The following is an 11,658-nucleotide window of genomic DNA, read 5'->3' as shown; positions in this document are numbered from 1 at the left end:
CGAACAGGATGGAAACGAATCTCCATCCTGCTCGATAGGTCTTACCAGATCCTCATCCAGCCCAACTTAAGTGAACTGCATTACCGCAGGAGCGGGGCTTCTAGTATTTTTCGGCGCGGGCTTCCGCTCCACTGAAAACAGTGACGGAGCAGTTAGGCGACAGGGCCAGCGTCTGCCGTTACGGCGAGTCAGGATATCGTTGCATCATCGGCGTTCCGAGCGCGTCGAACGCGACCGGTCGATTGATGACATTGCTGACGGCAGAACCAGCGAGTGTGCGCGTCACGGAAGCCGGAAAGCAGCGGTCGTTCAATTGCGGAATTCGGATGGACTCCGACTATCCTTGCACACCCTGCAAAGCTGCGCCGATGGCGCTTGCAAGGACGACAGGAAAACACCACGTATAGACTGATAGCGAACAAGCTGGAAATGTCGGTTCAAGTCCGACGGCCCCGACCAAATCGGGGTTTCGTCTAGGGTAGGACACCACACTTGGTAAACGCCGCTCCCTTCCGGTCGAGCGGCGTTTTCGTATCTTCTGTAAAAAGGCAACAAACGGCCCGCATTGTGGAAAGGCTAGCCTTGTAGCGCTGGCTGGTGAGCGTTGCGAACTGGCTCGGCAATACCGTCCGAGCGGCAAACGATCCGAGATTCCTCTGCTTTATAAGCGCTGACTAACAGGTTGTTTGGTAAGCGATGTTTCCGGGCCACCTTTCGGGAGTGGTCGCAATCTGTGAGGTTGCCGGTTCTGCATTGGGATCGGAGATCGGCTTGTGTCTGGACTTGACCTTACGCTTAACCCGGAGCGACAGCCTCGACGTTTCGAAGTGATCAACGGTGCTGGCGGTCGGCGTCATTGGTCGGTGGATGACAAGTCGCGGATCATCGCGGAGACGCTGGAACCGAACGCGATCATTTCCGAGGTCGCCCGCCGGTATGGTCTCAGGCCGCAACAGGTCTTCGCCTGGCGTCGCGAAGCGCGCAAACGGGCTGCTTCGGCGCAGCAGGAATCCCCGACCTTCGTGCCGGCGGTTGTGGTGGTGCCGGAACCTGCAGCCAGGCGTCCACCGAAGCAGCCGAAACGGCAAGCCACCCGAGACGCCGGCGTGATCGAGCTTGAGATCGACGGAGTGGCGATGCGTGTCGGCCGAGGCGCTGATGCGAAGACGGTGGCCACCGTGATCCGTGCCTTGAAGGCGACGACATGATTGGCCCGACCGGCGCGGTCAAGGTGATGGTGGCGACGAAGCCGGTGGACTTCCGGAAAGGGGCAGAAGGATTGTCCGCGCTGGTGCGAGAGACGATGGGGGCCGATCCGTTCAGTGGGGCCGTCTACGTCTTCCGGGCGAAGCGAACCGACCGGATCAAGCTGATCTTCTGGGACGGCACCGGCGTCTGCCTCTATGCCAAGCGTTTGGAGGATGGGGAATTCCGCTGGCCGAAAGTGCATGATGGCATGATGCGGCTGACGGCGCGCAGCTCTCGGCGCTACTCGAAGGGCTCGACTGGCGGCGCGTCCATGAGGCGCGCCGGACCCGCGTTCCGGCGCAGGCAGGCTGATCCGCGACCAAGTGAATCAGCCTGGATTCCACTGTCGCCCGGCGTTGACGAATATGGTCTGATCCGGTCATGGCGATGACGGCTGACCAGCTTCCCGACGATCCGGACGCGCTGAAGGCGATGGTCCTGGCGCGCGACGTCGAGAATGCCCGCCTGATCCAGATCATCAAGGAATTGCAGCGTCATCGCTTCGGCCGTCGTGCGGAGACGCTTCCCGAGGATCAGTTGCTGCTGGGGCTCGAAGAGGCCGAGCAGATCGAGGCCGCCGGCGAGGAAGAGAAGGAACAGCCCGATCCTGGCGAACGTCAGGCGCGTATCGCCAAGCGCCGGGCGAACCGCGGTGCGTTGCCACCCCACCTGCCGCGCACGGAGATGGTCGTCGACATCGAGGACCATGCCTGCCCGTGCTGTCGCAATGGCCTGCACCGGATCGGCGAGGACGTGAGCGAGCAGCTGGACATCGTTCCGGCGCAGCTGCGCGTGATCGTGGTGCGCCGGCCAAAATATGCCTGCCGCGCCTGCGAGGACGTTGTCGTGCAGGCTCCGGCGCCCGCGCGGCTGATCGAAGGCGGCCTGCCGACTGAGACCACCGTCGCGCAGGTGCTGGTGTCCAAATATGCCGATCATCTGCCGCTCTATCGCCAGGCGCAGATCTACGCCCGTCAGGGAATCAATCTCGATCGCTCCACGCTCGCCGATTGGGTCGGCCGCGCCGCCTGGCACCTGCGTCCGGTCCACGAGCGGCTGCTTGGCAAGCTGAAGTCCTCGCCAAAACTCTTCGCCGACGAGACGACCGCGCCAGTGCTCGATCCCCGCCGCGGCAAGACTAAGACAGGTCAACTCTGGGCCTATGCCCGCGATGACCGACCATGGGAGGGGAGCGACCCGCCGGGCGTCGCCTATGTCTATGCGCCGGACCGAAAGGCCGAGCGTCCGATCGCTCATCTCGCGGGCTTCACCGGAATCCTTCAGGTCGACGGCTATGGCGGCTATCGTGTGCTGGCCGACAAAAGCGGCGTGACGCTCGCCTTCTGCTGGGCACACGTGCGCCGACGCTTCTATGAACTGGCGGCAGCCGGTCCCGCGCCGATCGCCAGCGAGGCGCTCAGACGGATTGGCGAACTCTACAAGATCGAGGATGACATCCGTGGCCGATCGGCCAACGAGCGTCGTGCGATGCGTCAAGACAAAAGCCGCGCCATCGTCGTCGATCTCGAGCCCTGGCTTCGCGAGAAACTCGGTCTGATCAGCCAGAAGACAAAGCTCGCCGAGGCGATCCGCTACACGCTCTCGCGCTGGGAAGGCCTCTCGCGCTTCCTTGACGACGGCCGCATCGAGATCGACAGCAACACCGTCGAGCGGTCCATTCGACCCATCGCACTCAACCGCAAAAACGCGCTCTTCGCCGGCTCCGACGGCGGTGCCGAACACTGGGCAGTCATCGCCTCGCTGATCGAAACCTGCAAACTCAATGGCGTCGAGCCACTCGGCTATCTCGCCGACGTCCTCACTAGGATCGTCAACGGCTATCCCAACAGCCGAATCAACGATCTCCTGCCATGGGCCTACGTCACGGCACCCAATCTCAAGGCCGTGATCTGAGTTCGGGTGATACGCGGCCTCGCCAACTCATTCGGCTAGTTCAAGACGCCCCTGAACTCGCTCCTCGATCGCCTTCAGGAAATGGTCGGACGTCGATGTCCATCCAAAGAGTATCTGCACGAGCATGATCGAGGCATCATGATTGCTCCTTGAGGCGTCCCAGGCGATGGGCTCGCTAGTGCAATCCGTCAGCAGTATACAGTGATAGTCCCTGAAGAAGGCATCCCGAATTGTCGACTCCACACACACGCTGGTCGTGCATCCTGTCACGATGAGGTGTTTGATGGCTGCGGTCTTCAGAACAGAATCGAGTTCGGTCTCGTAGAAACCGCTGAACCGCGTTTTGTAGAGGACGACATCCCCTGCCTCTGGCTTGAGGTCGTTAACGATATCTGTTCCCCAGGTGTCGCGGATCAGAATCCGGCTCTCGCTACCATCCGGGGCTGTCATGCTCTCACCGACCCCAAAGATCTGGAGATGTCGGATACGGTTGGGGGCGTCCGACGTCCCAAGGTCCGAGAGGTCGGAATAATACCCCATCTTCAGATAGACGATGGGCACTCTCAAATTGCGAGCGGCAGCTATTACGCTGGCAGTAGGGTCGACAGCCCGTTGAATGCCGGAGATATCGATTCCGGCTCTGTCGAACATTCCACCTTTGGAGCCGAAGTCATTCTGCATGTCCACGACGAGAACTGCAGCGTTAGCGGGATCAATTGAAATAGGTTGAGGCTTCGCGTCGATGACAAGTGGCTGCATTTTTATCCTCCCACCAGCATGAGGTGTCGCTCTTTGCGCCCTTGGTTATCATGATCCGCCACCTACATCGCGTCAACAAAGGGGGGAGCTACATCCCTGCTGGGGCGGCCCAGGAACAGCGGTTACGAAGTAGGAGCCTGTCAGTGATGCACGGTGCCCGACCTCGGCAATTCTGAAGTGTCCGCATCAAGCATTTGTTGTCAGCAGGCCGTGCGCGCGGTCTGAAACAAGGGAAATTGAACGCTGCACCACTGCCGCCCGCAGCACTTGAAACCATGCCCGGGTCTTCCATGTAATACGCAATAGCGCACAACTTTCCGAATGAGGAAGCGCCGGCAGATGAGTCTGCTCCCCACCAGCAATTCAACAGAGCATCGCGATGCTGACCGTCGTTGGCCGGCAGCGCTAACAACAGAGCGTTTTCCTCTTCGTTGTCAGACGAAGGGAGATACACAATGGCAAAGGTCGTTTGCGTCCTCTATGACGATCCGGTCGACGGTTATCCGACAAAATATGCGCGGGACGGCCTGCCAAAGCTCGACAGCTATCCCGGCGGCCAGACACTTCCCACGCCGAAGGCCATCGACTTTGAACCAGGGGTCTTGCTCGGTAGCGTGTCGGGCGAACTCAGCCTGAGGAAATTTCTCGAAAGCACGGGCCACAGCCTGGTAGTGACCTCGGACAAAGACGGTCCCGACAGCATTTTTGAACGCGAGCTCGCTGACGCCGAAATCGTGATCTCGCAGCCGTTCTGGCCGGCATATCTGACTGAAGAACGAATAGCCAAGGCAAGCAGACTGAAGCTTGCGATCACCGCCGGCATCGGATCCGATCATGTCGATCTTCAGGCCGCCATGGACCGCGGCATCACGGTCGCCGAGGTGACCTACTGCAATTCGATCAGCGTGTCCGAGCATGTGGTCATGATGATCCTGGGGCTCGTGCGCAACTACATCCCGTCCTACCAGTGGGTCGTGAAAGGCGGCTGGAATATCGCCGACTGCGTCGCACGCTCCTACGATATCGAGGGAATGCAGATCGGAACCGTCGGTGCCGGCCGGATCGGCAGCGCGGTGTTGCGCCGGCTGAAGCCGTTCGACGTCAAGTTGCACTACACCGATCGCCACCGCCTGCCTGAGGCGGTCGAGAAAGAGCTTGGCGTCACCTTCCACAAGGACCCCGCATCCATGGTCGGCGTCTGCGACGTGGTGACGATCAATGCGCCTCTGCATCCGGAGACGGAAAACCTCTTTGACGAGACGATGATCGCCAGGATGAAACGCGGCGCCTATCTGGTAAACACGGCGCGCGGCAAGATCTGCAATCGTGACGCTATCGCCCGCGCGCTGGAGAGTGGCCAACTCGCTGGCTATGCCGGCGACGTCTGGTTCCCGCAGCCGGCTCCCAAGGATCATCCGTGGCGATCGATGCCGCATCACGGCATGACGCCGCACATTTCAGGATCGTCGCTCTCCGCCCAGGCGCGCTACGCCGCGGGCACCCGCGAAATTCTCGAATGCTGGTTCGAAGGCCGGCCGATCCGTGAGGAATATCTGATCGTCGATGGCGGCAAGCTCGCCGGCGCTGGCGCGCATTCCTACAGCGCCGGCGACGCCACCCGCGGTTCGGAAGAGGCAGCACGCTTCAAGGTCAGGAGTGATCCGAGCTAGATCGATTTCCGCTACGCTCGACTCGGACGGGAAGAAGACAAGGGTGACGTGGGGGGGCAGATCAACATGGGTCCTGCTGCCAAGGTTGACGAAAAGACCAAGGCCGAACTCAAGAAAAATTGGACGATGATGCTGGCCGGTTCTACAAAGTCCGCTAAAGAAGATTGATGTGTCCGTGCCTCTGATTAGCGTTAACACGCTAGGGCGGAGCGGTTGGACAGGACTCATCCCCAACCGGAACAAGTCAGCCTCCGCGCATCCATTCTCAAATTTCGTTGACTGACAAGTCTTCCCGATGTGTCGCGATCTGGCATCTATTCCCCCACTCATCCTGCATCATCGCTCGTCGGTCGCCATAAGGCGTGTCCTTAGGTTCCTCAATCGACTCTCCGCCCGCACCGATTGCACGCCGGTACGTTTCGTCAGTGTCTTCTATATACACCTAGAGGAAAGCCGGCATTGCTTCGCGTTCGCCATCGCCGCTGACCATCACGATAGGGTCGCCAATCTTCATCTCTGCCGGCGCCCCAGTCCGGTACTCGCCGGTCGCGTCGAATACGGTTTTGAGAAATTCGACCAAGCCCCTGACGTCGTCGGTGACGATTCTCGGTGTGACGCTGCGCCAGTCATCGGGTTGAAATTTGACCATTTGCTCACCCTATCAGTCAGCCACGACAGTTGCATGAGAGGCGAGGGGTTAGCCATGCTGCGCCTCGTAGGCTCTGCACGTTACCGGCGGATCGGCGCGGTTGGTGCTGCAGTCGTTCCTCGAGGGATACTAAGCTTTCTGCCGCAAGTCGAACAAGACCGCGTGCTCGGGCTATAGGGCCAGGTTCGGTCCTCAGGGCGCTTACCCACGAAGGAACAGATGAATTTCCTGACCGGGATGTTCGGTGGACGGGTAGGGAGACCCATTGGCCGTGAAACCGCGAGCCGGCAAGATTCGCCGCATGGCGGCATTATTGCTGTGTGTTGTAGCGAACACGGCTGATCCGCTTGCGAATGAGAGCGCGGCGTCGACGAGACGCCAGCCCAATTTATGACGGCGATGGCTTTCTGCGACGACCACATACCCTAGTTCGACTGGGTAGGCGGCGGCGTCCGCATTTGATTTCGACTTGGCAAAGGCGGCGGTTCGATAGTCCGGCTCTGGATTTTTAATCGCCGCAGTTCCGACCAGCTTCTTACCGTCATAGAGCATGACTAGGCCCCGCGCACCCTTGATGCGTTCAAGCAGCCCATAGTGGGAAACGTCGCCCTCCGAAACAACCAACTCGACAAAGGCATCGAGTTCTTTGTCGGAATATCCATGCGGGGGCCTAGCGGTCAACGAACTGAGATGTTGCATTGCTTGAGCATAGGTCACTCAGATTGAGGTCGCAAATTCATCGACACGGTCGGGCCGAGAGCGAGGCAATTTTCAGGCGTGAATTGCCCGCCGGCGCTCGCGGTCTCGCTCGGCGAGGCCCTCCGCGCCGCCGGGCTGCCCTATAGTAACGGTGCAATTTACGATGCTTGCTCAACCGGACAGCAGCGAACGTCTCCTCGTGGGCGCATCACGGTCACCGGTCCTTTGATCCGAAGGTCTGCTTCCATCCAATGCAGATGGTCAGACTAGTTCTGTGCAAGAGCCGACTGAAAGTCTTTGGTGTTGTTGCGATTGGGATAGGACTGGTCCGGTACTGGCACGCCAAGATGCAGGCAGAGCGGCTTCCATCGATCTCCCAGATTGTGGACGAGCAGCCGACCCGGCGGCACCGTCGCAATGACCGCCCTTACATTGGCTTCGTAGACGGCGATGGCATTGGCGCGATCGTACGGCCGGCCGCCGAAGACCTGCCTGGAGATCAAGGCAAGACCCAGCGACTCCTGATCCGTGCTGTGGCTGATGCCTGCCAGGATCGTTTTCTCGAAGCTTTTCCACCAGCTTTCCGGCGAGCGGTATGTCAGGATGACCCGGGCGTCCGGATAGAACTCAATCAGGTCACGCCAATAGTGTGCCGAGGGCCAGTCGACGCATGACGCGTATCCCTCAAACAGCTGGTTCCAGTCTGGTGCCGCGCCCTTCGCCAGCGCACGCCAAAGCCGCTTCTGGTCTTCATTGGCCATGACTTCGGACATGTGGTGACAGGGGCCGAAGCCAAGGATCGTCAGCGCCTCGCGCATCGAGTCCGTTCCTGTCCGGCCAAAGCCCGTTCCAATTACCCTTATCGCCATTGTCCCCCCGTTCAGACCTACACCCGTCAGATCAGTCGCTTGCGAGCACCATCCGCAGGCGGTTTCCCTCGGGATCGGAGAAGTCCAGCGCTCCGTCCGTTTGCAGCGAGGGCATGTGCGCATCGCCGAGACGTCGCGCGATGGCCGCGAGGTCTTCCTGGCCGGGAAGCACGAGTGTAAAATGCTCCAGACCTGCCGCGCCGGGTGGTGGCTCCTTCAACTCGTCGCGAGTCCAGATGTTGAATGCTACCGTGTGCGGGCGTTCCTCGGTGCCGCAGTCGAACAGGCCAAACGTTGCAGACTGGATATGTGGCCTGAAGCCAAGCACGCCGAGGTAGAACGCCATCAGCGTTTCGGGCGACCGCGCGCGCATATGAATGTGACCGATGAAGCTATCCGCCGCCAGCGGAACCTTGACACGGTCCGCCGTGTCGAGCTCCTCCAGCAATCGATCGATATCCAGAAGTTCGAGCCCGGAATGCCTTGTGCCGTCCCTGGCGACAAGCGAAACACCGCCGCCAGCTATCTCTTCCCTGGAAGCGAAGCGCCCGGGTGTGTCGAAGCAGATCTCGATTCCGTTGCCTGAAGGGTCGGAAACGTAAAGGGATTCCGAGATCAGATGATCCTGGGCGCTGTGCCTCAGGCCGGAGGCACGCAGCCGGGCGGCGACCCGGGCCAATTCCTTGCGTGTCGTGACATGAATGGCGACATGAAAGAGATCGCGAGAGTTTGACGGCAGGACGGTTGTTGCTCCGGCGTGCAGCACAATGAGGGTCTTGCCGTCGACGCCGAGTTCGGCGATCCCGCCGTCCCTGGTCAGGGTCGAGAGGCCGACTATGTCACGCCAGATCGGCAAGGCGGCTGGAATGTCGACGACGCGTAGATGAACCGAGCCGAGACGGGTGGTGTGGGGCAGAATTTCTTGGCTCTTCATCGGCCGTCCCCTGCAGCGCTGGAACATTAGCTGCGAAAGATATGCCTGTCTTGCGCTTAGTTCGGGTCGACCGCTCCCGGGCGCGTATTCGACTGTGGTAGCCGGGCCGTTGCCGCCCTTAGTGTCATTTTGCGATAGTCGGCGGATGGGGGAGCAGATGGACAAGGCAAGCGCAGAGCACCGCTACGAGGACTGGGACAAGCTCAACGCGGAGCAGGATGCGCTCGGCGCCTTCGAGCCCGTTATGACGCATTCCTTCGGAATTGATCCGCAGGACGGCTGGCCCGTGATGTTCCACTCTCAGATGATCTGCGACCTAGCGACCGTCGTCGACATCGGTGAGTCGTGATCGCCGAGCCTAAGCACATATTGAGGCCGACCGCTGGCTCTCCGCCCCAATGCCGCATCGTGGAGGTGGTGCGTCGCTACCGCGTAGGGTGGTCGTGGCATGAGTGCCGATGTCTGCTTGGGTCAAATTCGACATTCAGCCGGCAGGCAAATCAAGCTAACAGAGTAGCCGAGAATTTCGTCAGTTCAGATCGCCACCGTGCACTGGTGGCTCTGAATCAGGTGCTTCTGCAAACGGTGAAGGAAGTCCCCAGGGGCCGCCCCTTGGATCTTATAGGGCTCTACAGGGCCGGTGAAGCCGCCCTACGGTTGGGTAGCGACTGCGCGAGACCGGATGGCCATCGCTAGCTCTCCGCATGGCTAAAGACCACAGCGCCGTTGTCGTTACGAACTTCAACGGCGACGATTCCATCGTCACCTTTTCGGGTCTGGAACATCGAGATTGCATGGTCTTTCGCAGTCTTCTCGGCGTCGAACGTCTCCTTGTCGACGATGCCCTGTCTTCCGTACCAGATGACAGTGAAGGCCATTTTTGGTCGTTCCTTTGCGCCAAGCATACAGGAATTCAGGGCGGTAGGGGATGAAAGCACGGTGCCACATTCAAGCATTGGCGCTCCACAGGGCTCCACAGGGCCGGATCTGGACTCCAAACGGCAAGAGGTCGCATTCTGCCGTGGGGGGAAAGAGGGGTACCGCCAGCAAACGCCGTCGTCGTTCTGGCAACCCTTCGGGTGTCCATCTTTACGGGCGGCGCATTCTTGGCCGGCTTGCTGACCCTTGAAATCGGCCCACCTCACGTAGGCTGCAACATCAAGGGCAATATCAGCTACAACACAGGCGAGCGCATCTACCATGTTCCCCGGACAGGAATACTACTGGCAGACACGTACAAGCCTTTGGAAGGGGGAGCGGTGGTTTTGCTCTGAAGCGGCCGCCCGCAAAGCTGGCTGGCGGAAATCGAGACTGTAGTGGCATAATTGGCCGGGCTTAACAGTCCGGCCTTTTTATTGAGCCTATGAGCCCAGTACGAAGACGCCATGTGGCGCGCTCGCCCAGTGTTACGACGCTGAGTTGAAGATCCACATGCAACGCCAGTTGCGAAGCGTCTCTTCGCTCAGCTGTCCGCGGTAGTGAGCGATGACGTCTTAAAGAGTGAGGTAGTTCGAGTCAGACACGGGGCGCTATTGCGTTGATGGAGTTCTTGATCGGCGACCGCCCTTGGCTACCAAGCGCAACGAACGCCGGCGGAAGAAAGAGGCGGCTTAAGGAAGTGACTTGGCTAGATCAACCGATGCCGCTCCTTAGATTCGTTTGCCCGTCGCCTCGTGCCATTGGTGTCAGTGGTTTTAGCTCGATGCGTCGCGTCGCTTTGAGCCCGATCTGTGTTCTTCTTCCTTCCGCCAGCACCGCCTTCATTCTCCCATCGCTCGATCGCCCTCCGTTCGAGCGCCTTACGCGTCTTAAGCACGTCGAACTCAATGCCGACGCAAGCCGATAGAGCTTCGCTTGCGATGGCGTCGGCAAGATCGGCGTCGGAGATTTCCAGTTCAGGAAAGATCTGTCTTATTGTTGCTAGGGCTTCCGAGAGAGCAAATGATTTCGGGTCTCTTTGGACCTCGTTGAGGAAGGCGCCAATTGCGGCGCGCACTTCAGGCTGAATTCGGTGGGTCGGGTCCGCGCTATTCATGGCGATTCTCCCTGGCAATCGTCTTAACGGTGCATACACGTTGAGAGTTCCCTCACGCGCGCGGGCAGCAGTATCAGCGGGTATGAGTGGTTGGCCGCATTCACCGTGGCATTTATTCGCCTAGTTCTCCGGCCATTCGCGCAGGACGAGCTGATGACGATGTGGAAGATTGGGCGCGATGTCGGCAATATGTACCATTGGAACGGCCGGCTTCTGCCGGTCGAGGATCTGTGCGCCATGGCACGCGAACATGACATCATCCCCGTGGTCGACGGAGCGCAGACCTTCGCCCAGATGCCGCTCAGCTTCCGAAAGCTCGACTGCGACATCTTCGTGACGAGCTTGCATAAATGGCTCGGCGCGCCGGTGGGCAACGGCATGTTAGTTGTCAGAAGGAAAAGGAATTGCCCTGCGGGCTGTCGCGCGTGTTCTGTAAATTGGGTTGATCAGCGTCCATCCGCACAGTTTTCCAAAGGAGCCAACGATGCCCACCGCTGAAGTGACATCCAGGCCGGAATCATAGCACTCCGGCGAAAGCGTAGTTCTCAGTTTCATCAACGCTGGGGCGCAAGTTTCACTGGACAAATCAAATACTTGCATGTTTTTATCCCAGCGGATCCACCTCGTTCTTTTCACGCGGAAGCAGTCCGCGAAGGGGCATATGGGTCGCTGAATTCGACTGTTTGGCCGTCGCGGAACTATACGGAACCATACGGAAAGATTTCTGATTTGGGTCCACGAAAAAGTCAATGAAATCAACGTGCCGGGCACATCCTCCGGGCCTAACTGGGCCCCCCACGGTACACGACAGTCAGGGTGAGAACGGGATGATGTGTTTGGATTGAAGATTCCTCAGCAAAAGGATCTTCGCCCATGACACT

General features: G+C 59.6%; 13 protein-coding genes and 2 pseudogenes. 7 read left to right on the top strand and 8 right to left on the bottom strand.

Annotated elements, in window-relative coordinates; genetic code table 11:
• Positions 1–773 precede the first annotated feature (773 nt).
• The 3 genes and pseudogenes from tnpA to tnpC all read left to right on the top strand — a co-directional run bounded on the left by tnpA (position 774) and on the right by tnpC (position 3,162).
• Positions 774–1,208, top strand: a complete 435-nt coding sequence (gene tnpA / locus NKH02_RS33130; RefSeq protein WP_352883987.1) for an IS66-like element accessory protein TnpA — start codon at positions 774–776, stop codon at positions 1,206–1,208.
• A pseudogene (tnpB, locus tag NKH02_RS33125) lies at positions 1,205–1,560 on the top strand (IS66 family insertion sequence element accessory protein TnpB). Before tnpA ends, tnpB begins: the two are co-directional and overlap by 4 nt.
• Positions 1,561–1,629: 69 nt before the next feature.
• Positions 1,630–3,162, top strand: a complete 1,533-nt coding sequence (gene tnpC / locus NKH02_RS33120) for an IS66 family transposase (protein ID WP_352883986.1) — start codon at positions 1,630–1,632, stop codon at positions 3,160–3,162.
• A 27-nt stretch (positions 3,163–3,189) separates the two neighbouring features.
• Here the strand turns inward: tnpC and NKH02_RS33115 are convergent, their stop codons facing one another.
• The gene (locus tag NKH02_RS33115; RefSeq protein ID WP_352883985.1) at positions 3,190–3,921 is read right to left on the bottom strand and encodes a cysteine hydrolase family protein; all 732 of its coding nucleotides are present in this window, start codon (positions 3,919–3,921) and stop codon (positions 3,190–3,192) included.
• Between the two features lie 455 nt (positions 3,922–4,376).
• Between NKH02_RS33115 and NKH02_RS33110 the strand changes: the two genes are divergently transcribed.
• The gene (locus NKH02_RS33110) at positions 4,377–5,591 is read left to right on the top strand and encodes an NAD-dependent formate dehydrogenase (protein ID WP_352883984.1); all 1,215 of its coding nucleotides are present in this window, start codon (positions 4,377–4,379) and stop codon (positions 5,589–5,591) included.
• 265 nt (positions 5,592–5,856) lie between these two features.
• On the opposite strand, the gene NKH02_RS33105 is transcribed toward NKH02_RS33110, so the two are convergent.
• The 5 genes from NKH02_RS33105 to NKH02_RS33085 all read right to left on the bottom strand — a co-directional run bounded on the left by NKH02_RS33105 (position 5,857) and on the right by NKH02_RS33085 (position 8,742).
• Entirely contained in the window at positions 5,857–6,033 is a 177-nt protein-coding gene (locus NKH02_RS33105) for a VOC family protein (protein WP_352883981.1), read from the bottom strand.
• A complete protein-coding gene (locus NKH02_RS33100; RefSeq protein ID WP_352883979.1) occupies positions 6,034–6,240 on the bottom strand; it encodes a VOC family protein in 207 nt (68 codons plus the stop codon). It lies immediately after the preceding gene.
• Positions 6,241–6,441: 201 nt separating this feature from the next.
• A complete protein-coding gene (locus tag NKH02_RS33095) occupies positions 6,442–6,957 on the bottom strand; it encodes a GNAT family N-acetyltransferase (RefSeq protein WP_352883978.1) in 516 nt (171 codons plus the stop codon).
• A gap of 248 nt (positions 6,958–7,205) precedes the next feature.
• Entirely contained in the window at positions 7,206–7,808 is a 603-nt protein-coding gene (locus NKH02_RS33090) for a sulfotransferase family protein (RefSeq protein WP_352883975.1), read from the bottom strand.
• Positions 7,809–7,839: 31 nt separating this feature from the next.
• Positions 7,840–8,742: a VOC family protein gene (locus NKH02_RS33085; protein ID WP_352883973.1), complete on the bottom strand. Its 903-nt coding sequence runs from the start codon at positions 8,740–8,742 to the stop codon at positions 7,840–7,842.
• Between the two features lie 157 nt (positions 8,743–8,899).
• On the opposite strand from NKH02_RS33085, the gene NKH02_RS33080 reads away from it, so the two are divergent.
• On the top strand, positions 8,900–9,091 hold the full coding sequence (locus tag NKH02_RS33080) for a hypothetical protein (protein ID WP_352883971.1): 192 nt from the start codon (positions 8,900–8,902) through the stop codon (positions 9,089–9,091).
• A gap of 343 nt (positions 9,092–9,434) precedes the next feature.
• Here the strand turns inward: NKH02_RS33080 and NKH02_RS33075 are convergent, their stop codons facing one another.
• On the bottom strand, positions 9,435–9,620 hold the full coding sequence (locus tag NKH02_RS33075; RefSeq protein WP_111549063.1) for a hypothetical protein: 186 nt from the start codon (positions 9,618–9,620) through the stop codon (positions 9,435–9,437).
• 270 nt (positions 9,621–9,890) lie between these two features.
• Here NKH02_RS33075 and NKH02_RS34645 point away from each other — a divergent pair.
• Positions 9,891–10,059: pseudogene (locus NKH02_RS34645) on the top strand (sunset domain-containing protein); the annotation flags it as partial.
• A 310-nt stretch (positions 10,060–10,369) separates the two neighbouring features.
• On the opposite strand, the gene NKH02_RS33070 reads toward NKH02_RS34645, so the two are convergent.
• Positions 10,370–10,777, bottom strand: coding sequence for a hypothetical protein (locus NKH02_RS33070; protein WP_352883969.1), 408 nt, complete (start codon positions 10,775–10,777; stop codon positions 10,370–10,372).
• A 90-nt stretch (positions 10,778–10,867) separates the two neighbouring features.
• Here NKH02_RS33070 and NKH02_RS33065 point away from each other — a divergent pair, with 90 nt between their 5' ends.
• Positions 10,868–11,275, top strand: a complete 408-nt coding sequence (locus tag NKH02_RS33065; RefSeq protein ID WP_352883966.1) for an aminotransferase class V-fold PLP-dependent enzyme — start codon at positions 10,868–10,870, stop codon at positions 11,273–11,275.
• Positions 11,276–11,658: the final 383 nt, after the last annotated feature.

Origin of the sequence: Mesorhizobium sp. M1396, from assembly GCF_040317725.1 — a bacterium.
GTDB lineage: Bacteria > Pseudomonadota > Alphaproteobacteria > Rhizobiales > Rhizobiaceae > Mesorhizobium.
This window is presented reverse-complemented; position numbering and strand designations above follow the sequence as displayed.

Coding starts and splice junctions, on each gene's coding strand:
- tnpC (WP_352883986.1), top strand. CDS start 1,630: ATGGCGATGACGGCTGACCAGCTTCCCGACGATCCGGACGCGCTGAAG.
- NKH02_RS33115 (WP_352883985.1), bottom strand. CDS start 3,921: ATGCAGCCACTTGTCATCGACGCGAAGCCTCAACCTATTTCAATTGAT.
- NKH02_RS33110 (WP_352883984.1), top strand. CDS start 4,377: ATGGCAAAGGTCGTTTGCGTCCTCTATGACGATCCGGTCGACGGTTAT.
- NKH02_RS33100 (WP_352883979.1), bottom strand. CDS start 6,240: ATGGTCAAATTTCAACCCGATGACTGGCGCAGCGTCACACCGAGAATC.
- NKH02_RS33090 (WP_352883975.1), bottom strand. CDS start 7,808: ATGGCGATAAGGGTAATTGGAACGGGCTTTGGCCGGACAGGAACGGAC.
- NKH02_RS33085 (WP_352883973.1), bottom strand. CDS start 8,742: ATGAAGAGCCAAGAAATTCTGCCCCACACCACCCGTCTCGGCTCGGTT.
- NKH02_RS33080 (WP_352883971.1), top strand. CDS start 8,900: ATGGACAAGGCAAGCGCAGAGCACCGCTACGAGGACTGGGACAAGCTC.
- NKH02_RS33075 (WP_111549063.1), bottom strand. CDS start 9,620: ATGGCCTTCACTGTCATCTGGTACGGAAGACAGGGCATCGTCGACAAG.
- NKH02_RS33070 (WP_352883969.1), bottom strand. CDS start 10,777: ATGAATAGCGCGGACCCGACCCACCGAATTCAGCCTGAAGTGCGCGCC.